The organism is Cobetia sp. QF-1 (genome assembly GCF_002213105.1).
Classification (GTDB): Bacteria; Pseudomonadota; Gammaproteobacteria; order Pseudomonadales; family Halomonadaceae; genus Cobetia; species Cobetia crustatorum.
On sequence record NZ_NBVS01000002.1, the window covers coordinates 709,259 to 733,759 of the forward strand.

Consider the following 24,501-nt stretch of genomic DNA (forward strand, 5'->3'; position numbering starts at 1 on the left):
TAAAAGGATCAATAGCATGGCCAAGATATGCATGACTCACGGTTGGCACGATGATAACAAGGGCGATTCTGCCATCCTGATGGGCACAATCGACTTTCTCGACCAACTGATCGATGCCGAGCAGAGCCGCAGTGATGTATCGGGTGCTGGCGTTGCGAAAAGCGAAGGTCACCGCATCGACATCTTGCCGATCGATGATCAGGTCTTTGCGACCGAGCGCGGCCCGTTCCGTCACATTCGTCGCCGCTATCGCGAACGCGTGACCGTCGGCCAGCCGCTGATGCCGCCGATGCGCGACAAGCTGCGCTTCGTCACCTCTCTGTTGGGACTGGGCGCCAAGATGGTGTTCGGCAAGCAGGGCAAGAGTGGCAACGACGTGATCGACGCGGCAGACCTGGTGGTGGTGAAGGGCGGTCATATCTTCCACAACGGCAGCTTCAAGAAGACGCTGTCCTCGTGGTTGGCGCTGATCGGCTATCTGGCACCGGTGATGCTGGCACGCAAGGCAGGCAAGCGCGTGCTACTGCTGGGCCACTCCTTCGGCCCGTTCAAGACCCCGGCGCAGGAGCGTTTCTTCCTGCGAACGCTGAGTGATTGTCTGGTGGTCTCGCGTGAGGAAATTACCCATGCGATGACCCAGAAGGCCGACCCGAAACTCCCGCACGCCTTGCTCGGCACCGACATGGCCTTCGCCATGCAACCGCGTGCCAGCGATGAGCATGCTGAGATCAAGGCGCCGGGCGGTGTGGCATCTCCCTACGCCGTGATTACCCTGCGCGACTGGTGGGGCCTTGATCATCAAGCCTTTGCCGAGCGTGTCGAAGTGCTGTCGCGTTCATTGCTTGAGGCACGTGCGCGCCTCGGCATCGAGCGTCTGATGATCGTACCGCACGTATTGGGCCCGACCGATATCGAGAATGACCAGCGCATCTCCCAACTGGTGTTCGATCACCTGCAGAAGGCGCTGGCCAACGGTGAGAACGGCGCTGATCTGGCCAAGCGTATCGAGCTGGTCGAAGGCGACCCGAGCCCGGATGCACTGGTGGACCTCTACCGGGATGCTGAATTCCTGGTCGGCACGCGCTTTCACTCAGTCATCTTCGCATTGATGTCTGGTACACCGGTCTATGCACTGTCCTACTGTGGCCCCAAGGCGCCGGGCATCATGCGTGACTTCGGGTTGGGCGATAGCGTGCAGGACATCGAGAACTTCGATCCGGCCCGCATCGTGGCCGATATCGAGGCGTTGGTCGCTGACAAGGCCTTCCCGGCGCTGGCCGAAGACGTCATTGCGGCCAAGCTGGCAGTGACCGCTGATATCACGCGTGATTTCCTGCGTCGCTCGCCGGGGCGTGCGGGTGTCTGGGGTCAGCGTGAGTTGAAGTTGAATGATGCTGCCTTCCCGGCACGCACTGCAGTGGCACCGGTGACACCGGCATCGGCCGCATCCAGTGATGACGCAGTGCTTGATACCACGGGTGTAGAGCCCGCCACACGGGAGGCCTGATATGGCTCATGTTGCTCTATTGATTCAGGACATCAGCGCCTGTGGGGGCGTTGAGAAGGTCATGCATGGTCTGGCGCGTGATCTGAGCGCCAGCCATCAGGTCACGCTGGTCTCGGTTCGCGCAGGTGAGCCTTACTGGGGACGTCTTGAGGGCGTTGAGTATCGTACGCTTGAGCTGCCTTCCACTGGCACGCGCAAAAACTTCCGTCACTGGGTGACGCATCTGCGCAACCTGATGCTGGAGCAGCGTATCGAAGTGATGGTCAGTGGCTACTTCGCGTTTCATCTCGCCGCTCAGCTGGCAGCGCGAGGGACGGGTGGTGTTGATGCGAATGGTCACAAGCGCCCTCAAACGCGCGTGATTGCGCAGGAACATAGCGCCTATCATCACGACCGTCGCGCCAAGCGCGTCATCAAGCAGCTGCTGTATCGGCATCTGGATGTGCTGCAGGTGCTCAACGAAGTGGATGCCGAGTGCTGGCGTCGCCACGGGCTGCACCCGACGGTGATTCCCAATTATCTCGATGACCACACCGAGCAGGATACTCGCGCTGAATGTGAGCATCAGACCGATGTAGTGATGGTCGGCCGACTGGCGCCGATCAAGCGTGTGGATCTGGCGATACGGGCCTTTGCACATGCCGGTTATCGTCGCGGGCGACTGGTACTGGTCGGTGATGGCCCAGAACGCGAGACGCTGCTGGCGCTATGTCACGCGCTAGGTTTGAAGGCCTTCCAAGGCGCCAACGACGACACGGTGCCAGCGGATACGCGGGTGCTATTCACTGGTGCGCTCAGACAGGTCTCTGATGAGTTGCGTCGTGGTCGGTTGTTGTTACTGACCTCGGACCGCGAATGCTTGCCCATGAACGTACTGGAAGCCAAGCGTGAAGGCTTGCCGTGTCTGTCACGCCCGGTACGCTCCGGCCCGCTGGCGCTGATAGAGCATGGTCGTGATGGCGTGCTCAGTGCTGAAATCGAAGGGGGTGATGACCTCGCCATCGTCGAGGAGCTGGCGCATGAGCTGGCCAGGCTCGAGTTTGATGACGAGCGATTGCTGCGTCTATCGAAGGGTGCCTGGAGAAGTTTCGCGCGCTATAGCGCCCATGAGGTACTGCCGGATTACCAGCGTCTGATCTCACGGCTTGTCCCGCCTGCAGCGGGCTCCGCTGCCGCGGATGAGTCGCCGAAAACCGGTGCCAACGACACGATTGAGCCACGCCGCACGCCGCCTTATCGCGTAGCTCACGCAGAGGAGAACGCCCATGGCTGATGTCTCCGTCATCATGCCCAATTACGGCTATGACCGCCGCCTGCACGCCGCCGTCGAGTCCGTGCTCGCCCAGAGCGAACCGGTACGCGAGATTCTGATCAGCGATGATGCTTCTCCGGATAATGCCGCGGAGCAGTTGCGGGTGGATTTTGCTGAGATGGATACCGGTGCTGTCGAGATCCGCATCCTCGAAACCGATACCAATGGTGGCCCGGGTCGCGCACGTAACCGGGCGATTGCCGAGGCCAAGGGTCGCTATATTGCTTTTCTTGATGCCGATGATGCCTGGCTGCCGGAAAAGATCGCGCGTCAGATCGCCTTCATGCAAGACACCGGTGCAGGCCTGTCTTACACCGGCTACGAAATGGTCGACGAGCAGGGCGAGCACGTCTCGTACTTTGCACCGCCAGCGCGCCTGACGCGTGATGACATGCTGCGCTCCAACTCGATTGGCTGCCTGACCGCTATCTACGACGCGGGCAGCTTCGGGCGCTTTTATATGCCGACCATCCGCAAGCGTCAGGACCTGGCGCTGTGGTTGATCATCATCGGCCAATTGGGGCCAGCACAGGGCATGCCCGAGCCGCTGGCGCGCTATACGCGCCGCGAAGGCAGTGTGTCATCCAACAAGTTCAAGGCCGCTGCCTACCAGTGGCGTCTGTATCGTGAGGTGCTGGGGATGGATCTGATCAGCGCCGGTCGCAATTTTGTCCATTACGCGGTGAATGGCTATGCAAAACATCGTTGATGAAGGGTTCGCGGCTGGTCATGACCAGCTGGCGAATGCTCATGCTCAAGTGACAGATTTTCCAGAGGCTGATGATGCTAAAAGCACTCAGTCGCAACATGCCCAGCCTCAACGTGCGCAGGCGCATGATTCGCGCCCGTGTGCAGTGATCAATCAGCGTCAGGTAGAAGCCAGTGCACGTCATCAGGTGCCAGAGCTGACCTTCTTGATCTCGACGCTTGATGCGGGCCTCTATAGCGTGCCGCGCTATGACGAGTTGCCCGGTGCCCGTTTCCTGATCGTGCATCAGCTGTCAGATCCCACCATGCGCAAGCTGTATCGCGAGCACGCGCTGGCCAGTTTCGATAGTCGTTTTGAGTACCTGGCGGTCGAAGGACGCGGGCTGTCGAAGAGCCGCAACATCGCGCTGGCTGCTTGCGCCACGCGCTATGCCTACGTACTGGATGACGATGTGCAACTGCATCCCCAGGCAGTAGCGCTGGTCATGGAAGCCTTCACCTGCACCGAGGCGGCGGCGATCAGCTTCCCGCACGTCAAGACCTTTCCGCTACACGAGCGTGACCCGGACCGCGCGGCGCCGCCGGTTGCCTTCAAGCATCACAGTCTGATGACGTTGGCGCGGGTACGCTCAGTCGATATGGCGTTGGATCTGTGCCAGTTCCATGCGCGTTTTGATGAGCAGTTTGGGCTGGGCACTGATCAGCCGTCCGGTGAGGAGTTCATCGTGATGAGCGATGCCCGTCAGCAGGGCGCACGCCTGATGCGGGCCAATCTCGGCATCGTCGCGCACGCCGGCGTCACCTCTGGTAGTGATTTCTACAGCACTCCCGCCAAGGCGCGCACCAAGGGCCGCATGTTTGCTCGAGTGACTGGCAGTCGCTTTTCGCCGTTGTCGCTGGCCTTTTTCCTGCGCAAGGCACCAGTGGCGTTCAAGCATGGCTATCTGAAGACATTCGCTGGCAATTTCTTTCGCTAGTGCTGAGTGCTAGTCCTGATCCGGTGATGGCATAACGTCGGTCACTGACATTCCCTGCGCTTTCATTTATCCCCCTGCTGGCGAGATTCGTCAGCGGGCCGGGTAACTTCAAGCCGGATTCGGGGCATTGCCGCTCATCACTTTCAAGCTCGATATGGCCCGCGGGCCACAAGGATGACATTCAATGAAGATCACGATTTTTGGAAGCGGTTATGTAGGCTTGGTCACGGGCACCTGTCTGGCTGATGTTGGCCACGATGTGGTGTGCATGGATGTGGATGAAGCCAAGATAGACGGCCTGAAGCGCGGTGAACTGCCCATTTATGAGCCGGGCCTTGAAGGCATGTTGCTGCGTAACGCAGAAGCGGGTCGCTTGAGTTTCACGACAGACGCTCGCCAGGCTGTCGAGCATGGCGTACTGCAGTTCATCGCTGTTGGTACACCGCCGGATGAAGATGGCAGTGCTGATCTCAAGTATGTGCTGGCAGTGGCTGCCACCATTGGTGAATACATGGATGGCTACAAGGTCATCATCGACAAGTCGACCGTTCCGGTGGGCACGGCAGATCGTGTGCATGCCCGCGTGAGCGAAGTGCTGGAAACTCGTGGTATCAGCCACGATTTCGATGTCTGTTCCAACCCGGAATTCCTCAAGGAAGGCGCCGCACTGGATGACTTCACCCGTGGCGCACGCATCGTGGTGGGGACGGATTCCGAGAAGGTGCGCGAGCGTATGCGTGAGTGCTACGCCCCTTACAACCGCAACCATGAAAAGCTGATGTTCATGGCGGTACGCGCCGCAGAGCTGACCAAGTACGCCGCCAACGCGATGCTGGCGACCAAGATCAGTTTCATGAACGAGATTTCCAATCTGGCCGAGCGTCTCGGCGCGGATATCGAGGAAGTGCGTCGCGGCATCGGCAGTGATCCGCGTATCGGCTATCACTTCATCTATCCGGGCTGTGGTTATGGCGGCTCCTGCTTCCCGAAAGATGTGCAAGCGCTAGCGCGTACGGCTAGTCAGGTCGGCTATGAAGCGGAGCTGCTCACTGCGGTGGAGTCCGTCAACAAGCGCCAGAAGGTGACGCTGTTCGAGAAGCTGTCACGCGCCTTCGATGGCGATCTCACCGGCAAGACCATCGCGGTGTGGGGGCTGGCCTTCAAGCCCAATACCGATGACATGCGTGATGCACCGAGCCGCACGCTGATGGAAGCGCTGTGGGCCGCGGGTGCCACGGTGCAGGCCTACGATCCGGAAGCGATGAAGGAATGCCGTCGTATCTACGGCGAGCGTGATGACCTGGTGCTGGTCGCGGACCGTCAGCAGACGGTAAAGGGTGCGGACGCGCTGGTGATCTGCACCGAGTGGAAGGAATTCCGCACGCTGGATGCGCAGTGGCTCAAGGCACAGCTTGGCTTCCCCGTCGTCGTCGACGGTCGCAATCTGTTCGAGCCGTCCGCCATGAAAGCTGCCGGGCTGATGTATTACGCCGTGGGTCGTGGCGACACTCTGGCACTGGCGCGCGACTGATCTTGCCTTTGCGCATTGTTGGGCTCAGCCCTGACATGAGTGCATGAAATAAGCATCGAATTCATTCGTGCTGACCCTGTTTCTGGGCGGGTTGGCACGAACAAGAGGAGTTTCCCATGTGTGGCATTGTTGCCGGTCTGGCGCAGCGTGATATCAGCAAGATTCTGATCGAGGGGCTACATCGCCTCGAATACCGTGGCTATGACTCTGCAGGCGTCGCCGTGATCGATCCAGGCGGCGAACTGCGTCGTGCACGGGCGGTAGGCAAGGTACGTGCGCTGGAAGAAGTCCTGCTTGACGCGCCATTGAGTGGCGCCATCGGCGTGGCACATACCCGCTGGGCGACTCACGGGCGTCCGGCACAGCAGAACGCGCACCCGCATCTGTCCAACGAGCGTGTTGCGGTCGTGCACAATGGCATCATCGAGAATCATGAAGCGCTGCGTGATGAGCTGGAAGCGGCGGGTTATACCTTTACGTCCGAGACAGACACTGAGGTGGTGGCACATCTGGTCGATCGCGAGCTGCGTGCCGGCAAGGCGCTGCCAGAAGCGGTCAATGCCGTCACTGAACGCCTTGATGGCGCCTTTGCGCTGGCAGTGATGGAGAAGCATTCTCCGGATTTGCTGGTCGGCGCGCGCCAGGGCAGTCCGCTGGTGGTCGGTGTCGGTATTGATGAGCATTTCATTGCTTCTGATCCGCTGGCGCTTTTGCCGGTGACTGATCGCTTCATCTATCTCGATGAAGGCGACATGGTGGCCATTACCTCGGCAGGCATTCAGGTGCTTGAGCGCAAGGCGGGGGGCAATGCGCTGTCACCGGTCGAGCGTGAAGTGGTGCGTTATGAGCATAGCGTCGAAGCGACTGGCAAGGGTGAATACCGCCACTTCATGATGAAGGAAATCATGGAGCAGCCCACCGTGCTGTCCCGCACGCTAGCGGATCGTCTTGATCCACAGGGCGTAAGGCTTGACGCTTTCGAGGTGTCGCGCAATTCGTTCCTCGCCGCGCAGACAGGCGCGGAGAAGGGCAAGGAGCTCGTGGATACCGCACGCTTGGCGGCGCTGTTCACCGAGGTCCGCCAGGTGCAGATCATCGCCTGCGGCACCAGCTATCACGCCGGTATGGTGGCACGTTATTGGCTGGAAGAAGTGGCGGGTCTGCCGACCCAGATCGAAGTGGCCTCCGAGTTCCGCTATCGCGAACGTGTCGCCGCGCCGGGTACGCTGTTCATCACTCTCTCCCAGTCCGGCGAGACGGCTGATACCTTGGCAGCGCTGCGTGATATCCAGAAGCTGAATGCCGAAGGCCCGCAGGCCGGCCGTTATTTGGCCAGCCTCGCCATCTGTAACGTGGCGGGTAGCTCACTGGTGCGCGAGTCCGATCTTTCACTGCTGACACGGGCAGGCCCGGAAATCGGCGTCGCCTCCACCAAAGCCTTCACCACTCAGCTGGTTGCGCTGATGTTGACGACGCTTGCGCTGCGCCAGAGTCGTGGGGGAAACACGTCTGACGGCGATGATCTGCTCGCGCGTCAGCTGTTGATGCGTCTGAAGGACTTGCCGCATGTCGTGGAACAGGCACTGGCGCTGGATGGCGAGATCGCTCAGCTGGCCGAGAAGTTCATGCATCGCCACCACACGCTGTTTCTTGGACGCGGTAGCCAGTACCCCATCGCGATGGAAGGGGCGCTCAAGCTCAAGGAAATTTCCTACATCCACGCTGAAGCCTATGCGGCGGGCGAGCTGAAGCATGGCCCGCTGGCACTGATCGACGAGGACATGCCGGTCGTGGCGGTCGCACCGATGGATGACCTGATGGAAAAGCTGAAGTCCAATCTGCAGGAAGTGCGGGCGCGTGGCGGTCAGCTGTTCGTCTTTGCCGACCCTGAAGTCAGCCTCAAGGCGGGTGAGGGTGTGCATGTAGTGACGGTGCCGGGCGTGTGTCGCTATCTCGCGCCCATCGTCTATGCCGTACCCCTGCAGCTGCTTTCCTATCATGTCGCCGTACTCAAGGGCACCGATGTTGATCAGCCGCGTAACCTCGCCAAGAGTGTCACGGTAGAGTGATCGTCTACCCCGTCATGATGTGAGATGACATTGCGTGTAAAAAGGGACTGCCCATGGGCAGTCCCTTTTTTATGCTGCTCAGTCTGGCAAGACCCATGATAGAAGGCGGCGCCACCAGGTGCGAGGCTCAGGGGCAACTTCAGGCTCAGGCTTCGGGCCTGAATGACGAATGCAGAAGCGATCTCCCGCAGGCCCCATGACCCAGCGTGAACTGCCCGAGATGGCACGTCCCGCCTTGACGTCCTCATCGAATTTCTTGCCTGCAGCCTTGATGGCTTCCAGTGTGCCTGGCGCCAGCTCGATGAAGCCCTCGTCCTGAGGGGCTGGATCATGATTCTGCTGCATCAACACGACTCCCTGTCTGAAATTCACTGCACGGAGAATTTGCTCCCTGAGTGCCTAGATCAATCCCTTGATGATCAGATTACCACTCGCCACCAGCAGGATGGCATAGGCGACCTGGCGCAGGTGATGATCGCTGAGGGGGGGAGGAAAGCGGCGCGCCAACTCGGTGAAGGCAATGACAACGAAGACGCCTGCGGCACCGATCAGTAACAGCTCATTCAGGTGATCGCCAGCACGACCGGGCGACGCAATGGAGAGCCCCATGCGGACCAGCCCGCCGATCAGAAAGACGCCGAACAGGGTGCAGCGAATCGCCACCAGCGTCATCGGCTGGCGATAGAGCATCACGACCAGCGGCGGACCATTGGCGGCAAACAGGCCGCCCATCAGGCCCGATAGTGCACCGGCAATATGGAAATGCCAGCGCGGTGACAACGTCTCACGGGGCTTTGATTGCACCAGCAAGGCAATGCAGGCGATCAGGATGACGATACCCAGCAACAGGCCCAGTAGCGGTGCACGCTCTTCTCCCAGCCAGGTGGAGAGAAAGTAGCCTACCGGTAACAGCAATAGACTTGTCGTCAGTAGCCGGCGGGCCAGCCGCAGATCGATGTTGCGCCAGCGCCCACGCAAGGCCATGGCATTGTTGAACAGGCTGAGCAGAGCGCATAGCAGCGCGGCGCTTTCGACTGGCAGTACATCAAGCGTGGCCAGTAATCCCATGACGATCAGCCCAAAGGCAAATCCCGTCAAGGTCTGGATATAGCTGGCCAGTGCCAGGCTCATCATGATGGCGACTAGTTGCCAAAGGGCCATGAGTTCTCCGCAGAATGGAGGTGAATGATACCTGGTGGGCAGGCATCGAGAAGCGAGTCCGTAACGGGACAAGGTCATGATAGCGCGAGCGGACCTGAAAGGTGTGGATGACGTTGTGCCAGATAGCACCAATACTCGTCACTCTTCGTGCGAGCTGCAGCCAATCACCAACTTGTCTACTGGCAGACACCACGCGCCAATATGCGACGCCACCAGTGGTTGAGATGACTAGCGTACTCCGCATGATGCTGCTGGGTGCAATGGCTCAACAGGCTAAACATGATTGAAGTAACAGAGTGGTCACTTATTCTGAAGTTTTTGTATTAGATGGCAGATGTTAGGCGCATTCCATCTCATGATTTCGGCTTTTGGCGACAGGTTGTCTTGTTCCAGCATCAGTGAATTATTAATCTGTGGTGAACGATGGAGTGTGAAGTGTCGCTTTTTGATACCACATCATGTCGGGTTTTGGTCCGATTCGGGTCTGTTCGGGTCTCTGATGCATTATCTCGCATGCCAGTAGTACTCCCGCGGTCGATGCCACGTTCAGCGCGGATGTGGCAAGCACTGATATACCAGTACTTACAAATCAGCAGATGAATCAAAGCTGGCCTGACAAGAATCGACTGAATAGAAGGGTAAGGCATGGAATGTAAAGCAGTGGAGTCTCCTTTCTTTTCGATTGTGACTCCGAATCATAATTCGGGTGGTGATCTTGAACGCTGTATCAAAAGCCTGCGTGAGAATCAGGCAACCTTCGAACACATCATCATTGATGATGCTTCGTCCGATGATGGTTTTCTGTGGGCTGAAGAGCAGGCTGCATTAGATACGGCACCCGAGTTAGTGCTGCGTCGTAATCCTGACAATATAGGGCCGGGCTGTACGCGCAATTATGGACTGAGTCTGGTCACTGGGCGTTACGTGTTGTTCTGCGATGCTGATGATTATCTGGCGCCTGGAGCGCTGGATAATCTGAAAGCCGAGATTGAAGCCTTTGAACATCCGGATGTCGTGGTCTTCCGTTATCGCCTGCATTGCCCGCATGGCGACATGGACAGTGTTCAATTCTGCACGGCATCCGTTGAGCACACTCAGAGGGAAGCCTTTGGTGACTTCATGCGCGATACCATCGTCTCGTCGCCTTGGGGCAAGGCTATCCGTGCAGACCTGGCTTGTGCGCTTAGTTTCCCACCTCTGCCAGTGTCGCAGGATAGCCTCTATAACCTCGACCTGTTCGGGCGTGCCGAGCGTGTTCTCTATATCCCTGCTGTGCTGTATCACTTTGACAAGCGCAGCGACGGTTCTCTGACGCGCAAGCCGTTCAGTAATCAAGAGCTGGATAAGTTTCATCGCAGTTGGCAAGTCTTTGAGGATCATTACCGCACCCATTTTGCGGCGGCTCATGGCTTGCCGTTACTGGAAGTACGCGCCCTGCGCTTTGTCGGGGTGAGCTTCATCATGCGCCAGGCCATCAACAAGACACAGGATGATTCTCGTGTTCGACGCGTCATTCTTGCTCAGTTACGCCAGTCGTCATGGACTGCGCTTCGTCAGCTGTCGCTTAAAGAAAAAGCACTGTTGATCAGCTACGTATTGAGCCCGCCACTCTCCCGGCAACTGATTCGACGGAGCCAATACGCCTCATGACGTCTCGCAAGCATGTTCTGTTCTACACCGGTGCCCAGTCGCGCACGGGAGGTACCGAGCGTGCTTGTGCTGATACGGCCAACATGTTGGCGGCTAGTGGCGAATATCGCGTCGAAGTGATCAGTGAATATGGGCCCGCCGAAAGTCCGTATCCGCTGCACAAGGATATCGTGCATGAGTCGCTGCATCCGGAGCGATCACACCTTGGTGCGTTGCGTGGCGTGCTGCTGTTCATACGCCTGCTGTTGATGGTGATGAGCAAGCGACCTGACGTCGTGGTCGTGGTCGAGAGCATTGGTTTCTTGCCTTTCCTGCTGCCGAGTTATTTATGCCGCCGTACGCGCTATATCTGTTGGGAGCACTTCAACGCCACCTCGGATCTAGGGGTGGCGCGACGGGATACTGCACGGCGTTTGGCGGCACGGCGTGCAGACCGGGTTGTGGTGCTCTCACACGAAGACCGAGAATACTGGGAGAGATTGCATCCTGCCGCGCGTGAGCGCTTGAGTGTCGTACCCAATTTGAATCCGCTTGAGCATGTGCTTGGCCAACGGCAGGCCTCGCCAGCAGTGGAAAGGGAAGCGTCGCGTGCGACACCTCATGTCGCGGTGGCGGTGGGACGTCTAGATCCGCAGAAGGGGTTTGATCTGTTGCTCGATGCCTGGGCGGCCATCCCCGCGGCGACTCGTGAACACTGGGTGCTGCGTATTGTCGGTGAGGGTAACTGCCGCACTGAGCTACAGGCGCAAGCCGAGGCGCTGGGCATCGCTGCTCAGGTGCAAATGCCGGGTCAGTCCAGTGATATTCGCCTTGAGTATGCGGCGGCCGATCTCTTCGTGCTGTCGTCACGCTTTGAAGGTTTTGGGTTGGTGTTGGTCGAGGCGCTGAGTTGTGGTGTGCCGTGTGTCAGCTTCGAGTGCCCAGCGGGCCCCCGCGAGATCATCAAGCATGGCGTCAACGGCTATCTAGTAAGAAGCGGCGATGTGGTTTTATTGACCCATCAGTTGGGAGAAGTGATGGCAGATGATGCTGTGCTCGCCAAGCTGCGTGCCAATGTTGATTACGGACTTGAGCGCTTCTCGAGGCGGACGGTCGAGGCGAGCTGGCGTGGAGTATTGCAAGAACTGGAGTCACCTACGCTGATGCGCGCCATTTGATACTGATGGGTTGTCGCGTGATCGGTTGTTACCGAGATGGTTCAGACAGCAATTTGCGAATGATCTGATAGCGGTCCCGAGAGGTTTTTGGTGCCGTTTTCGTAGTGTTTTTTCGCGCACTTACAATGTGAGTTTTATGACTCAGCATTTTCCGAGCCTCGGTATGGCGGCTCGGTTTTGTATTTCATGAACGACAGCAGGAGGCTATCGCCGTGAGAATCATGCATGTCATCTCAACCCCCGCATCTGGGGGGGCTGAGGTCTATGTCAAGGATCTAAGCCTGGCGATGGTGGCCGCAGGCCACAGTGTGCACATTACCTTTCTGGAGCGCGCCGAAGAGTGTGGTCGTGACCTCGAGTACGAGCGCAACTTCCTGGAGCAATTGAGCGCAGGCGGCATCAGTTATGCATTCCTGGGTGCCGAAACGCGGCGTCGTCCATGGCGAGGTGCGACACGGCTACGGGCTGAGGTGACACGCTTCGCTCCGGATGTCGTGCATTGTCACCTCTACTACGTGCTGATGTTTGCCTTCCTGCTACCACGGCGCATACCGGTGGTGATGACCGTGCACAGTATTGAGTTGGGAGCACCTAACTGGATGTTCCGACTGTTTGATCGCCGTGTCAGCGCCTATATTGGCATCTGTCATGCCTGTACGCGCAAGCTTGAGCCTCTAAGTTCGCGGCCCGTAGTGCAGATCGACAATGCTGTTTCGGGTGCGCGGCTCAAGGCCAGTGGTTGGCGTGAGGCTTCTGTTGATGCGCCTGTGCAGCTCGCAGCGATTGGTCGTCTAACGGATGCCAAACAGTACTCGCTGATGCTGGAGAGCTGCGCTCGGCTCAAGGCGCAGGGGTTATCCTTTGCACTGCGCATCGCGGGGGAAGGGCCGCACAAGGACGCACTGTTGGCACAGATCGACACGTTGCAGCTTGGTGAACATGTCACGCTGATGGGAAATATTTCAGATGTGGCAGACCTATTGGCAGCATCAGATGTCTTCATCATGTCGTCTGCCTGGGAAGGATTGCCGATCTCCCTGTTGGAGGCCACGCTGAGCGGACTGCCGGTACTGGTGACCAATGTTGGTGGCTGTGCCGAGGTCGTCCATCGGGTAGGCAATGGCCTGGTGGTTGATGAGCAGACACCTGCTCGTTATAGCGAGGCGCTTGCGCGACTGGTGGGTGATGTAGAGCTGCGGCGTTCATGCGCACGTAATGCGCGTCGTCATGGTGGTTGCTATCACATCAATAGCGCTGTGGCTGGACATCTCACGCTTTACGCCACACATCAGCAAGGTCAGGCAGCTTCACAGTTCGAAACGTCCAGCTGAACAAGGCTCAGAAAGCGACTTTAAGATAGCGATATGGCACCCCCTATGGGTCGGCGATGTTTATCACATTGGCGGCCCATTTTTTATGCCAGACATTCTCATGCATCGCGCTCGGTGTTTCGCTGCGCGGCCTCTGGTGCCACGGAGTTTAGATTATTCATTATCACTGACTGAGGTGGGTGGTTAAATATCAGTAATATGATGCCAGGAAGAGATGAGGCATCTCTTGGTTATACTCATTCAAGTCGCGACAGTAACCAGTATCACTCTGCTGATGGCAAGACTGAGGTAAGGCAGTCTAAAGTTAATGCTGCCAGTAAAATCGTCGCGATAAACAGACTTTTCCTTGCTGTTGTTTTTAATTGATTTACTATCATCATCGTCAGGTTGATTAGTGGTCCCTCAATATTTTCTGGTCGTTGTATCAGGCCAGTTACGTGTTGCTATTGTTGAAATCACTGATCAGAGCCATCTCATCGCAGTGCTGTGTGTGGATGTGGGATTTGTGGAAGCTGTCGCAAGTCATCACGTCTCATCTCAGGACGTTAGAAATGGGAGGTTGAGTGACAGAATATTACGCACAACGGTCAGTAGGTGTTTGTATTTCAAAGGTGTCATGCTCGGTCGGAGCGCAGGCGATGCTGGGCTGGAGTTATTCATGTCCCCCGTAAGATCTTGTCTCACAAAGTGATGCCTTGCTTGATTTCGCAAGGTAAGAGTCTCTGATGTGTGAGCGCAAGCGCGCTTCTCTCCATGGAGTGCTCTCGATAATAAATTTCCACTCCTGCTGGCATTGATCGCGTGTCAAGTAACGTCAGTCTTAATGGCAGCGCTTCTCGGTCTGATGGCATTCTTGTCGGATTAATATGCTTCAAGCGCAATGGTTATTAAATCGCTAATACTCTTGTGCTTAATCCTTGTCGTTAGTGTCTTTGTTGTCATGACTCTTTAAATAGTCAATCTCTTTGAGGGCGGCGTTGTCCTCTATGTCAAGGAAGTATGAGAATCCAACATGACGATGAGTAACAATATGTAGCGCTGGCATTAATTAATTATATGTCACTTGGCCAATAGAATGATTCTTCTCATTGTCAGGTGATGAAGTTCAACGTATCGATGCACACAAGATGGCATATGCCATGAGGTGTTCGATGACGTTACAGGGTCGTTCCGGATCCGTTCGGTCGACTCTGGAAGGACAGGGAAAGCAGGTATCAGTGGGCTGCAGGGGAGAAGGCCAATTCCTCGGGGCGGTAGCGTGTCCAATCACCACGGTGACTGCATCGGTCAGGGTTTACAGGGGATGAAAAAGGTTATGGAAATGCCGGTCAGATCAACGCTCAAGGCGTTATCACTTGCCACACTGCTGGTGGCAGTAGGAGGGTGTGCTTTTGCGCCTGGTGGTCATATGGATTACGAGGCTGAGGTCGCGCCGCTCTCTGACCAGGTCACGATCAGTCCGATTACGCCGGGGCTAATCGGTACCTATCGATCACGCGTTGCCCAGACAGCACCTGCCAGTGCGGAGCTTGTCGCCGATCTCCAGCGCTATGTCTACCGTGTTGGTGGCGGAGACGTGCTGGATATCAATCTGAGCACGCCGCTGGATCTGGCTCAGGAGGCTGGTGTACAACGCCAGACCGTTGAGGCATTGACCTATACCGTTCAGCCGGATGGCACCCTGTTTTATCCCTATGTCGGGCGTATCAACGTCAAGAACAAGACCGTTGATGAGGTGCGTGCTGCTCTGGTGAAAGGCCTTTCCCGCTATATCACCGAACCTCAGGTCAATATATCGGTGGCACAGTTCCGCTCTCAGCGCGTCTATCTAAGCGGCGCTGTTACCGAGCCCGGGTTCGTCCCCGTGACTGACGTTCCGCTGACATTGATTGATGCCATCAGTGCGAGCGGCGGTGTCACCACGCTGGCCAATACTCATAACATTACCCTGACCCGCAATGGCAAGCAGGAGCGCTTGAGCCTTTATCAGCTGCTGCAGGAAGGTGACATGCGTCAGAACCGTCTGCTGAAGGACGGTGATGTCATCAATGTGCCAGTGGCGGAAGACCAGAACGTCTTCGTGCTGGGACAGGTGCTCAAGCCCGGCAACATGCCAGTGGGGAATGAGCGACTGAGCCTGACTGACGCACTGTCGCGTGCTGGTGGTGTTGATGAAGAGCGCGCTGACCCGTCCGGTATTTTCGTTGTCCGTGAGAATGCGCCGGACTCGGACAAGCTGGCGACCGTTTTCATTCTCGATATTTCCGATGCGACCTCTCTGATGCTGGGCGCACGTTTTCCGCTGCAGCCGCGTGACGTGGTCTATGTGACCGCGGCACCGGTCAGCCGTTGGAACCGCGTGCTGAGCCAGCTGTTGCCGTCAGTGACCAGTACTGGGGCCTTCGTCTCGGTCATCGACGACATCGAGGATTGATTCAATGATGACTCGGATGCCAACACCTTTCATGTACGTTTCTTCAATGACCATCACTGCCTTTTATTGCCTGTCGAACCTGCAGCACTCAGTCAAGGCGGTGTCATGAATCAATACACTTCACCGTCGTCGGCCGCGCAGCCTGCCAGTGAAAATGCCGGCCGTCGCCTCGATTTCAGCACGATTCTGGCGCTGCTCTGGCATCGCCGCTGGTGGTTGATTGCCAGCACACTACTGCTGACAGTCATCGGGATCTACATCGTGGGTAGCCAGCAGCGTATCTATCTCGCCGACTCCCTGATTCAGATCGAAGATAAGGGCGCTAGCGCCAGTTTGTTGGGGCCGCTGGCGGGACAGGCGGTCGGTAAGGACGAAGGCAGTACCAGTGATGAGCTGGAAATTCTTGCCTCGCGGCTGGTGCTCGGGCAGGCCGTGGCGCGTGAGCGTCTCAATATTGTCGTGACGCCGATGCGCTACCCATTGATCGGTAATTGGTTGTCGAACCGTAATCTTCGTCTACCAGATAGCCTGGGCGGCAACGATTATGCGTGGGGCGATGATTCGCTGACGGTTACCACACTGGACCTGAGTGGTCAGTGGCAGCGTCAGGCACTGACGCTTGAAGTGGTGGATGCCGAGCATTATCGCTTGAACGACGCTGAGGGCACTCTATTGGTGCGCGGTACTGTCGGTGAGAATGCACTGGCAGAAGGTATCAAGGTCTTCGTGCAACGATTGTCTGCCAAGCCGGGGGCGCGCTTCACACTCACCAGCATTCCTGACCTGAGCGCCATCAATGCGATCAAGTCGCGCTTCACTGCTCTGCGTAATGGTACCGATACTGGCGTTGTCACGCTGAGTCTGTCAGGCAGTGATCAGTCCGCTATCGTCAGTACGTTGGACGCGATCACTGATGTCTTCCTGCAGCAGAACATCGAGCGCGAGTCTGCCGAGGCGGATAGCCAGCTGAACTTCCTGGGTGATCAGATTCCGACGCTGCGTGGTCAGTTGGACGAGGCCGAATCTGCCCTCAATGACTATCGTCGCCGCCGTGATTCAGTTGATCTGACCGCGGAAAGCCAGCAGGTAATGGAAAATCTGGTAGGGCTGGATAACCAGCTCACCGAGATCAAGCTGCGTCTGGCAGAGCTGTCACGTGCCTACACGCCACAGCACCCGGCTTATCGCGCTTTAGTAGCGCGTCGCGATTCGCTGAATGGGGAAAAGGCACGAGTCCAGAAGCAGGCCGAGCAACTACCGGCCGCACAGCGTGAAGCATTGAACCTGAATCGTAACGTCACCGTGAGTCAGGAAATCTATGTTGCGTTGCTCAACAAGCGTGAGGAAGTGCGTCTCAAGAAAGCGGGCACCGTCGGCAACGTTCGCATCCTTGATTCTGCCGTGCTGCAACCAGGACTCATCTCGCCCAAGACCTCATTGATGATGATGGTCTTCAGCATGGCCGGGCTGATGCTGGGCGTGCTGGTAGTGTTGTTGCGCTATTCCATGCGCAAAGGTATCGACTCTGCTGAGCAGATCGAGGCACTGGACTTGCCGGTCTACGCCACTATCCCGCTATCGCCGCTACAGCCAGGCATGATGCGCCGTGTGCGTCTCAAGGGTGAGAAGGGAGGGCGTGAAATCTATCAGGGAATTCTGGCGACTTCACAACCTTCCGATATCAGCATTGAGGCGCTGCGCAGCCTGCGCACCAGTCTGCACTTCGCGCTGCTCGACAATCAGCGTAAATCCGTGATGTTCACTGGCCCGAGCCCGGGCATCGGCAAAAGCTTCGTCAGTCTCAATCTGGCAGCGGTGAGCGCCGAGGCCGGGCAGCGAGTGCTGCTGATTGATGCCGATATGCGTCGCGGCCACCTGCATCATGCCTTCCAACGCACCTCTGAGGAGGGCGGGCTATCCGATGTGTTGAGTGGTGCGCGTGCGTTTGAAGATGTGCTGTATCACTCACGCATCGACAACCTCGACTTCCTTGGACGTGGTGTCGCGCCGCCCAATCCCTCTGAGCTATTGATGCAACCGAATTTCGTTCAGCTACTTGACCTTCTCGGTGAGCGTTATGACCTGATCATTATCGATACCCCTCCTGTACTGGCTGTCACCGAGGCGCTGATCATCGGCCGTCATGTTGGCGCCAGTCTGATGGTGGCTCGCTTTGGGATGAATCAGGTGCGAGAGCTTGAGCATGCTCGCAAGAAGCTCGAGAACAATGGCATCCACGTTAAGGGCGCCATCTTGAATGCGATCGAGCAAGGTGTCGGCGATAAGAATAGCTACGGGTATTACAACTACAACTACAGCTACGCCTGACCCTGGCATGCCATGCAGCTCGCATGACGCTTAATTCACGGAGGAGGTAGGCACGATGAGCGATATTCCCTTATCGATGGAGCATCAGCGGCGTTACTCGCATCACTATGAGCGGTTGATCGCCAGCAAACGGTTACAGCTGGTGTTCGGCATGCTGGTCGTGGTGATTGGGCCAGCGCTATATCAGGCATACATGAACCAGCTTGAAAACGTCAATTACGTCTGGTGGGTGACCAGTGAAGGGCAGTGGCATGCGCTGCTGGGGACAGGAGTTGCCTATACGCTATCGATTACGGCGGTCAATCGCCTGTCACGTCTACCGGGAACGCGCTCCTACCTCTATGTCGTACCGGCCATCGTGATCTTCTATCTGGCACTGATGTTGATGTTGGGCGTCTTCAACCTCGAATATTCACGCCACCAAGTCGGGCTGTCCTTCCTGCTCGCCGTCAGCCTATGTACTGCTTACTACTACATCGATTCGCGTTTGCGCCGCATGCGGTTTGCCGTAGTGCCGTTTGGCAAGGCGCCGGGGCTGTGTACGCGTCCTGGTGTTGACTGGTTCACGCTGACCGGACCAGACCTGATCGGCATCCGCCGTATCGATGGCGTAGTCGCTGACTTGCGCGCTGAGCTGCCCAGCGAATGGCAGAGCTTCCTGGCCGATTGCACCATTCACCGTATACCGGTCTATCACGCGACCCACGCTCACGAAATGATCACCGGTCGTGTGCTGCTTGATCACCTGTATGCCAATGAATACGGCTCACTTATTCCGCGTGAAGATTACGAGGTCATCAAGCGCTGGATAGACCTGGCCGTGGCTCTTGTACTCCTTCCATTGCTGGTGCCGATCATGCTGTTGACTGCACTGGCCATTCGCCTCGATAGCCCTGGTCCGGTGGTGTTCCGTCAGCCGCGCATGGGCTTTCACTGCCGGCCATTTACCGTCTACAAGTTTCGCAGCATGTATGACGGCATGAAGGGCGCCGGCTTTACACAAGAGGGCAGTGATCCGCGCATCACGCGCGTCGGACGCATCATCCGCAAGTTCCGTCTTGATGAACTCCCGCAGCTGATCAATGTGCTCAAGGGCGACATGAGTCTGATTGGCCCGCGGCCTGAATCGATGAATCTGGCGGACTGGTATCGCAAGGATGTGCCGTTCTTCCACTACCGGCACGTCGTGCGCCCGGGCATTACCGGCTGGGCTCAGGTAGAGCAAGGCTACGCCGCCGAAGTAGAAGGGATGATTCGTAAGCTCGAGTACGACTTCTTCTACATCAAGCATTTCTCCTTCTGGCTGGATCTACTGGTGGTGATACGCACCATCAAGATCGTCATCAGCGGGAGCGGGTCGCGCTAAGCGGCCATGTCAGGCGCTCGGCACCGAAAGCGCAGCGCTGGTACCGCTCTCTCTGCCAATGGATGAGAGCCAACCTTTTCTGATGTACGAAAGGAGTCGATATCATGATCACGGTGACGCGCCCGTACTTCCCTGAGCGCCAGAATTTTGATCGCTATGTGGATGCCATCTTTGAACGCCGCTGGTTGACTAATCATGGTCCGCTGGAGCAAGAACTCACCAAGCGTCTTGAAACCTACCTGGGCGTCAAGAATCTGCTGTTGGTCAGCAATGGAACGCTGGCTCTGCAGATAGCCTATCGCGCGCTGGGCATTGCCAGAATGCCAGGGCTTTATGAGCCTGCAGAGGTCATCACGACCCCGTTCACCTTCATTGCGACGGCCAGTAGCTTGAAGTGGGAAGGCATGCAGCCGGTGTTCACGGATATCGATCCTGCGACTCTGTGTCTTGATCCTGCCAATATTGACGCCGCTATCACACCGCGTACACGAGCTATCGCACCGGTACATGTGTTTGGCAATGCCTGTGATGTTGAGGCGATCGATGCACTGGGCGAAGCGCGCGGCTTGAAGGTCATCTACGACGGCGCACATGCGTTCGGTGCCACTTATCGCGGCAGAAGCCTGCTGTCGTATGGCGATGCCAGCACATTGAGTTTCCACGCCACCAAGCTGTTCCACAGCATTGAAGGCGGCGCCATCATCTTCAAGCGCAAGGAAGACCTGGAGCGTGCGCGCAAGATGATCAACTTTGGTATCACCGGCCCTGAGTGCATCGAAGAGTTGGGCATCAATGCCAAGATGAATGAGTTCCAAGCGGCAATGGGGCTGTGCGTGCTGGATGAGATTGAAGTCAATCTGGAAAGTCGTGCGCTAGTCTGGCATGCCTATGCCCAAGCGCTGCGCGGTAATGTACAGCTGCAGACGCGTCGAATCGGTGCCAGCCTCAACTACGCCTATTTCCCGGTCATCCTCGAAAGTGAAAGCGTACTGCTCGACGTGATGCAGCGTCTGGAGCAGGAAGGTTTCATGGCACGACGCTATTTCTGTCCGTCACTGGAATCGCTGGCGTTTTTGGGACGTCCGGCTGCGGAGCATCAGGAAGAAGACTTCTCGACACCGCGCATTTTCCACTCCAAGGATATTGCCAGCCGCATTCTGTGTCTGCCGCTGTATGCCGGGCTTGAGGTAAGCGAGATCCTGGCAGCTGTGCGCATAGTGGTTGATCGGCACGTCAAGGCTGCCTGATCCAGGGGGCTTGCCACCATGCAGGCGACTTGCCGAGGCATCCTGGTTTCGTCCAGCGAATGCACGCCTATCAATCATCGATGCGCTGGTGTGGAGCGCTCCGCAGGATGTGCCAGCACGTATTGAGGAAGACACGCTATTGAGCGACCACGAGGTACCTACGTGTCACTGACAGACAAAACAGCGATTGGCATTCTGTGGAATTTTTCTGACCAGCTTCTGCGCCGCGGCATGGCCAGTCTGGTCACGCTGCTGCTGGCTCGCTTGTTGTTACCCGAAGACTTCGGGTTGCTGGCGATGGTGTTGGTCTTCCTGACGATCGCTTCGGCGATGATGGATTCCGGCCTGTCGCAAGCCATTTTGCGGATTCCCAAACTGAGTCCGTCTGATGCCAGTACCGCCTTCTTCAGCAATATTGCGTTTGGCGTGATCGCCTATGTTCTGTTGTTTGCGGCCGCCCCCATGATTGCTGACTTCTATGCCGAACCCCGTCTGATAATGCTGGTGCGTATCGGCGGGTTGGTGGTGTTGATCAATGCGTTTGAGGTGATTCAGGGGGCGATGCTCAATCGCGCACTGGACTTCCGGACTCGCATGAAAGCGGGGATTCCCGGCAGCGTCATCTCGGGTATCGCAGCAGTGTTGCTGGGCTGGCTGGGCTACGGCGTCTGGGCCCTGGTAGGGCAGATGCTGATCGCGGCGCTGGTGACCACAGCGCTGCTGTGGTGGTGGGGCACATGGCGTCCGTCGCTGACGTTCGATACCACCTCCTTCAAGGCGATGTTCAGTTTTGGCTACAAGATGTTTCTGTCGAGGATGCTGGATGTGGTCTTCGTCAATCTCTACGTGCTGTTGGTCGCCAAGCTGTTCGCTGCCTCTGTCGCGGGGTTGTTCTTCTTTGCAGAGCGCCTCAAGGAGTTGGTGATCAACCAGCTGGTGACGGCGGTGCAGAACGTGACTTTCCCGGCACTGGCCAGCATTCAGCATGATCCGGAGCTTCTCAAGAGGGCCTATCGACGGATTCTGCAGGTCATGGTTTACCTGCTGTTCCCTGCCATGTTGTTGCTGGCCGCGCTGGCTCAGCCCCTGTTCATGACCCTGTTGCCGGAGCGTTGGCTGTCTGCCGTGCCTTATCTGCAGCTGATGTGCATTGCGGCGGTCATGCATCCATTGAGTGCGCTCAACCTCAATGTGCTCAAGGTCAAGGGGCGTTCGGATCTGTTCTTGGGGCTTGAAGTCTTGAAGAAGGTACTGATCTGTGTGGTGCTGGCCTTTACCTGGCGTCACGGCGTGATGGCGATTCTTGTCGGTCAGATTGTCGTGGCAGTGCTCTCGTATATCCCCAATGCCTGGTTCTCGCGTGATTTGATCAATTACAGCATTGGCGAGCAGCTGGCGGACTTCATGCCGTCACTCTTGCTGTCAGGAGGGCTCGCGATGGCGACGTGGCTAGTGGAACCCTATCTGCCGTGGTCGCCAATGATGAAATTGCTGGTGCTGAGTGGGCTGGCTGGTGGGCTCTACTTGCTGCTGTCGTGTCTGCTGCGCTTCTCGGCATGGCAATACGGGGCTGCCTGGATTCAAGAACGTCTTTCACAACGGAAAGTGGAGAATTTGAATGCTAGCTGAACTCAGCTATTCCCGGGCGCTTCAGACGCCAGTGACCGGCGGGACGCCGCAAACAGGTAACGTCCCGGTGCCGCCCGCGCCCGCCGACGAAGCGACCATCATGGCCGGCTGGGAAGGGGGAATCAGTGCGCCTCGTGTCTCCGTGATGTGCTTTGCCTTCAACCATGGTGATTACATCCGCATGGCGTTGGATGGCTTCTTGATGCAGCGCACGCGCTTCGCATTCGAGATCGTGGTGCACGACGATGCGTCTACCGATGGCACGCGCGAGATCATCGAAGAATATGCGGCGCGCTACCCGAATATCATTCGCCCGATCCTTCAGGACGTGAACCAGTATTCGCAGCATATCTGGCCGATCACCTTCTGCATGCCGGTAATGCGCGGCGATATCATTGCTTACTGTGAAGGCGATGATTACTGGATCAAGGCAGACAAGCTCGCGCGTCAGGTTGCGCTGTTTGATGCTAACCCGACGGCCACGGTGTGTTTCCATCCGGCGATCGAATTCGATGAGCACAGCGGTGATCACACGATCATCTGTCGCTACGCCGAGACGGTGCAGAAGATTTCTGCCGAGGCGGTGATTGGCTTGCGGGGCGCTTCAATTCCCTCACCATCGCTGGCATTCCGCCGCATGGATTCAAGCGTAGAGGCCATGCTTGAATCCTATCGCACGGCACCGATCATGGACTTCTTCCTGCAGGCCTACATGGCACTGCTGGGTGAGACGCTTTATTACGAAGATACTGCCTGTGTCTATCGCCGCAACGCCAAGGGCTCCTGGACCTCGCAGCAGAAAGAAGTGGAGGCTGAGCTTCGCTACCAGCGCGAGATGCTCTCGGCCATTGATGTCTTTCACGCCAGCACTCGTCATCTTCCCAATGTCGATACGCTATACATTCCGCTGTATCACTACTTCAAGCAGTACGTGATGGCGCCTGAGCGTCCACATCAACGGTTGAGCAATTTCTATCGGGGACTGGGCTTTATCTCGCACATGAAGCGCGGACGAGTCTTGAAGCTGGTACGGCATGACGTGATGGACAAGGTAGCCCGCCGCGCGCGCGTTGGGCACAAGGGAGAGGCGGCATGAACTATCGCAGTTACGGCGACCTGAGTCGCGATATCTCGGATCACTTGTCGCAGTTGCAAGCAGGCAATTTTGATCTGATCGTCGGTATCCCGCGCAGCGGTATGGTGCCGGCTTACATGATCAGCGCGATGCTCAACCTGGCCTGTACTGATCTCGATACGTTCATCGCCAATGGCACGCCGGGCAAGGGCATTACGCGCAAGCTGCGCAGTGAATCCGCCTCACTCTGGGAAGCCTGCCGTGTGCTGCTGGTAGATGACAGCTTCAATAGTGGTGCCTCACTCAAGGCCTCACTGGCGCGCATTCCTGCGGACTGCCGCTGTGAGATCACGACTTGTGTGATCTATGCCAATCCGGCGCCCGTGGTCGGTGTCGACATATACCTGAAGGAGCTGGAACACCCGCGGATGTTCCAGTGGAACATGTTCCATCATCCCGCCCTCGCTGATAGCTGCCTGGATATTGACGGTGTGCTGTGTCTCGATCCCACGCCAGCTCAGAATGATGATGGCCCGTTGTATCGTGAGTTTCTGAGTAGCGCACCGCCGCTACATTTGCCGACCTATCGTGTGCACTCTCTTGTCACCAACCGGTTGGAGAAATACCGACCGGAGACACAAGCATGGCTGGCACGTCACGGTATCGAGTATGACCATCTGATCATGCTGGACCTGCCTAGCAAGGAAGAACGTCTGCGCCAGAAACGTCATGCTAGCCACAAGGCGGACTATTACCTCCAATCAGGCTGTCGGCTATTCATCGAAAGCGAAGAAGGGCAGTCCACCAACATCACGCGCCTGACCGGCAAGCCCGTTTATTGTGTCGACTCCCAGCAGATGATGACTCCTGAGTGGGCCGCTCTGATGCAGCGTCAGAAGGGAAAGTGGCTAAAGCTCACGTTCAAGCGAGTGGCGCGCAAGGGAGTTGCACTGTTGCCCGCACCACTGGCGCGTCAGGCACGCAGTGTCTATCAGCGCCTGGCCTGATGGGCAGGCTGA

The 24,501-nt window shown here is 57.3% G+C and carries 18 protein-coding genes; 16 read left to right on the plus strand and 2 right to left on the minus strand.

Going from position 1 to position 24,501, the window contains the following annotated elements:
• The first annotated feature begins 16 nt into the window (after nucleotides 1–16).
• From CFN46_RS06380 to glmS, 6 genes are all read left to right on the plus strand, one after another.
• Nucleotides 17–1,507 (plus strand): polysaccharide pyruvyl transferase family protein, encoded by a 1,491-nt coding sequence (locus CFN46_RS06380; RefSeq protein WP_176426422.1) that lies wholly within the window; start codon nucleotides 17–19, stop codon nucleotides 1,505–1,507.
• 1 nt (nucleotide 1,508) lies between these two features.
• Nucleotides 1,509–2,780, plus strand: coding sequence for a glycosyltransferase (locus CFN46_RS06385; protein WP_088742988.1), 1,272 nt, complete (start codon nucleotides 1,509–1,511; stop codon nucleotides 2,778–2,780).
• Complete coding sequence (locus CFN46_RS06390) at nucleotides 2,773–3,528, plus strand: glycosyltransferase family 2 protein (RefSeq protein ID WP_088742989.1); 756 nt, start codon at nucleotides 2,773–2,775, stop codon at nucleotides 3,526–3,528. The genes CFN46_RS06385 and CFN46_RS06390 overlap by 8 nt, the downstream gene beginning before the upstream one ends.
• Nucleotides 3,512–4,504 (plus strand): glycosyltransferase family A protein, encoded by a 993-nt coding sequence (locus tag CFN46_RS06395; protein WP_176426423.1) that lies wholly within the window; start codon nucleotides 3,512–3,514, stop codon nucleotides 4,502–4,504. The genes CFN46_RS06390 and CFN46_RS06395 overlap by 17 nt, the downstream gene beginning before the upstream one ends.
• A 184-nt stretch (nucleotides 4,505–4,688) precedes the next feature.
• Nucleotides 4,689–6,035 (plus strand): UDP-glucose/GDP-mannose dehydrogenase family protein, encoded by a 1,347-nt coding sequence (locus CFN46_RS06400; RefSeq protein ID WP_088742991.1) that lies wholly within the window; start codon nucleotides 4,689–4,691, stop codon nucleotides 6,033–6,035.
• A gap of 116 nt (nucleotides 6,036–6,151) precedes the next feature.
• Complete coding sequence (gene glmS / locus CFN46_RS06405; protein WP_088742992.1) at nucleotides 6,152–8,104, plus strand: glutamine--fructose-6-phosphate transaminase (isomerizing); 1,953 nt, start codon at nucleotides 6,152–6,154, stop codon at nucleotides 8,102–8,104.
• A gap of 78 nt (nucleotides 8,105–8,182) precedes the next feature.
• Here glmS and CFN46_RS06410 read toward each other — a convergent pair whose 3' ends face one another.
• Both CFN46_RS06410 and CFN46_RS06415 read right to left on the minus strand, forming a co-directional pair.
• Nucleotides 8,183–8,449: a hypothetical protein gene (locus CFN46_RS06410; protein ID WP_088742993.1), complete on the minus strand. Its 267-nt coding sequence runs from the start codon at nucleotides 8,447–8,449 to the stop codon at nucleotides 8,183–8,185.
• 54 nt (nucleotides 8,450–8,503) lie between these two features.
• Nucleotides 8,504–9,265 (minus strand): TSUP family transporter, encoded by a 762-nt coding sequence (locus tag CFN46_RS06415; RefSeq protein WP_176426424.1) that lies wholly within the window; start codon nucleotides 9,263–9,265, stop codon nucleotides 8,504–8,506.
• A gap of 645 nt (nucleotides 9,266–9,910) precedes the next feature.
• On the opposite strand from CFN46_RS06415, the gene CFN46_RS06420 reads away from it, so the two are divergent.
• From CFN46_RS06420 to CFN46_RS06465, 10 genes are all read left to right on the plus strand, one after another.
• Entirely contained in the window at nucleotides 9,911–10,915 is a 1,005-nt protein-coding gene (locus tag CFN46_RS06420) for a glycosyltransferase family 2 protein (protein WP_088742995.1), read from the plus strand.
• Nucleotides 10,912–12,072, plus strand: a complete 1,161-nt coding sequence (locus CFN46_RS06425) for a glycosyltransferase family 4 protein (RefSeq protein WP_088742996.1) — start codon at nucleotides 10,912–10,914, stop codon at nucleotides 12,070–12,072. The genes CFN46_RS06420 and CFN46_RS06425 overlap by 4 nt, the downstream gene beginning before the upstream one ends.
• Before the next feature lie 221 nt (nucleotides 12,073–12,293).
• Nucleotides 12,294–13,403: a glycosyltransferase family 4 protein gene (locus CFN46_RS06430; protein WP_088742997.1), complete on the plus strand. Its 1,110-nt coding sequence runs from the start codon at nucleotides 12,294–12,296 to the stop codon at nucleotides 13,401–13,403.
• 1,321 nt (nucleotides 13,404–14,724) lie between these two features.
• On the plus strand, nucleotides 14,725–15,837 hold the full coding sequence (locus CFN46_RS06435; protein ID WP_217897783.1) for a polysaccharide export protein: 1,113 nt from the start codon (nucleotides 14,725–14,727) through the stop codon (nucleotides 15,835–15,837).
• A 105-nt stretch (nucleotides 15,838–15,942) separates the two neighbouring features.
• A complete protein-coding gene (locus tag CFN46_RS06440; RefSeq protein WP_088742999.1) occupies nucleotides 15,943–18,165 on the plus strand; it encodes a polysaccharide biosynthesis tyrosine autokinase in 2,223 nt (740 codons plus the stop codon).
• A gap of 55 nt (nucleotides 18,166–18,220) precedes the next feature.
• Entirely contained in the window at nucleotides 18,221–19,531 is a 1,311-nt protein-coding gene (locus tag CFN46_RS06445) for an exopolysaccharide biosynthesis polyprenyl glycosylphosphotransferase (protein WP_246116515.1), read from the plus strand.
• Nucleotides 19,532–19,635: 104 nt separating this feature from the next.
• Nucleotides 19,636–20,778, plus strand: a complete 1,143-nt coding sequence (locus CFN46_RS06450; protein ID WP_088743000.1) for a DegT/DnrJ/EryC1/StrS aminotransferase family protein — start codon at nucleotides 19,636–19,638, stop codon at nucleotides 20,776–20,778.
• A gap of 162 nt (nucleotides 20,779–20,940) precedes the next feature.
• Nucleotides 20,941–22,407: a lipopolysaccharide biosynthesis protein gene (locus CFN46_RS06455; RefSeq protein ID WP_088743001.1), complete on the plus strand. Its 1,467-nt coding sequence runs from the start codon at nucleotides 20,941–20,943 to the stop codon at nucleotides 22,405–22,407.
• Complete coding sequence (locus tag CFN46_RS06460; RefSeq protein WP_088743066.1) at nucleotides 22,397–23,503, plus strand: glycosyltransferase; 1,107 nt, start codon at nucleotides 22,397–22,399, stop codon at nucleotides 23,501–23,503. Before CFN46_RS06455 ends, CFN46_RS06460 begins: the two co-directional genes overlap by 11 nt.
• Nucleotides 23,500–24,489, plus strand: a complete 990-nt coding sequence (locus tag CFN46_RS06465; RefSeq protein WP_088743002.1) for a phosphoribosyltransferase family protein — start codon at nucleotides 23,500–23,502, stop codon at nucleotides 24,487–24,489. Before CFN46_RS06460 ends, CFN46_RS06465 begins: the two co-directional genes overlap by 4 nt.
• The last annotated feature ends 12 nt before the right edge of the window (nucleotides 24,490–24,501 follow it).

Coding starts and splice junctions, on each gene's coding strand:
- CFN46_RS06380 (WP_176426422.1), top strand. CDS start 17: ATGGCCAAGATATGCATGACTCACGGTTGGCACGATGATAACAAGGGC.
- CFN46_RS06415 (WP_176426424.1), bottom strand. CDS start 9,265: ATGGCCCTTTGGCAACTAGTCGCCATCATGATGAGCCTGGCACTGGCC.
- CFN46_RS06420 (WP_088742995.1), top strand. CDS start 9,911: ATGGAATGTAAAGCAGTGGAGTCTCCTTTCTTTTCGATTGTGACTCCG.
- CFN46_RS06400 (WP_088742991.1), top strand. CDS start 4,689: ATGAAGATCACGATTTTTGGAAGCGGTTATGTAGGCTTGGTCACGGGC.
- CFN46_RS06385 (WP_088742988.1), top strand. CDS start 1,509: ATGGCTCATGTTGCTCTATTGATTCAGGACATCAGCGCCTGTGGGGGC.
- CFN46_RS06445 (WP_246116515.1), top strand. CDS start 18,221: ATGAGCGATATTCCCTTATCGATGGAGCATCAGCGGCGTTACTCGCAT.
- CFN46_RS06460 (WP_088743066.1), top strand. CDS start 22,397: ATGCTAGCTGAACTCAGCTATTCCCGGGCGCTTCAGACGCCAGTGACC.
- CFN46_RS06465 (WP_088743002.1), top strand. CDS start 23,500: ATGAACTATCGCAGTTACGGCGACCTGAGTCGCGATATCTCGGATCAC.
- CFN46_RS06395 (WP_176426423.1), top strand. CDS start 3,512: ATGCAAAACATCGTTGATGAAGGGTTCGCGGCTGGTCATGACCAGCTG.
- CFN46_RS06390 (WP_088742989.1), top strand. CDS start 2,773: ATGGCTGATGTCTCCGTCATCATGCCCAATTACGGCTATGACCGCCGC.
- CFN46_RS06410 (WP_088742993.1), bottom strand. CDS start 8,449: ATGCAGCAGAATCATGATCCAGCCCCTCAGGACGAGGGCTTCATCGAG.
- glmS (WP_088742992.1), top strand. CDS start 6,152: ATGTGTGGCATTGTTGCCGGTCTGGCGCAGCGTGATATCAGCAAGATT.
- CFN46_RS06435 (WP_217897783.1), top strand. CDS start 14,725: ATGCCGGTCAGATCAACGCTCAAGGCGTTATCACTTGCCACACTGCTG.
- CFN46_RS06450 (WP_088743000.1), top strand. CDS start 19,636: ATGATCACGGTGACGCGCCCGTACTTCCCTGAGCGCCAGAATTTTGAT.
- CFN46_RS06430 (WP_088742997.1), top strand. CDS start 12,294: ATGCATGTCATCTCAACCCCCGCATCTGGGGGGGCTGAGGTCTATGTC.
- CFN46_RS06425 (WP_088742996.1), top strand. CDS start 10,912: ATGACGTCTCGCAAGCATGTTCTGTTCTACACCGGTGCCCAGTCGCGC.
- CFN46_RS06440 (WP_088742999.1), top strand. CDS start 15,943: ATGAATCAATACACTTCACCGTCGTCGGCCGCGCAGCCTGCCAGTGAA.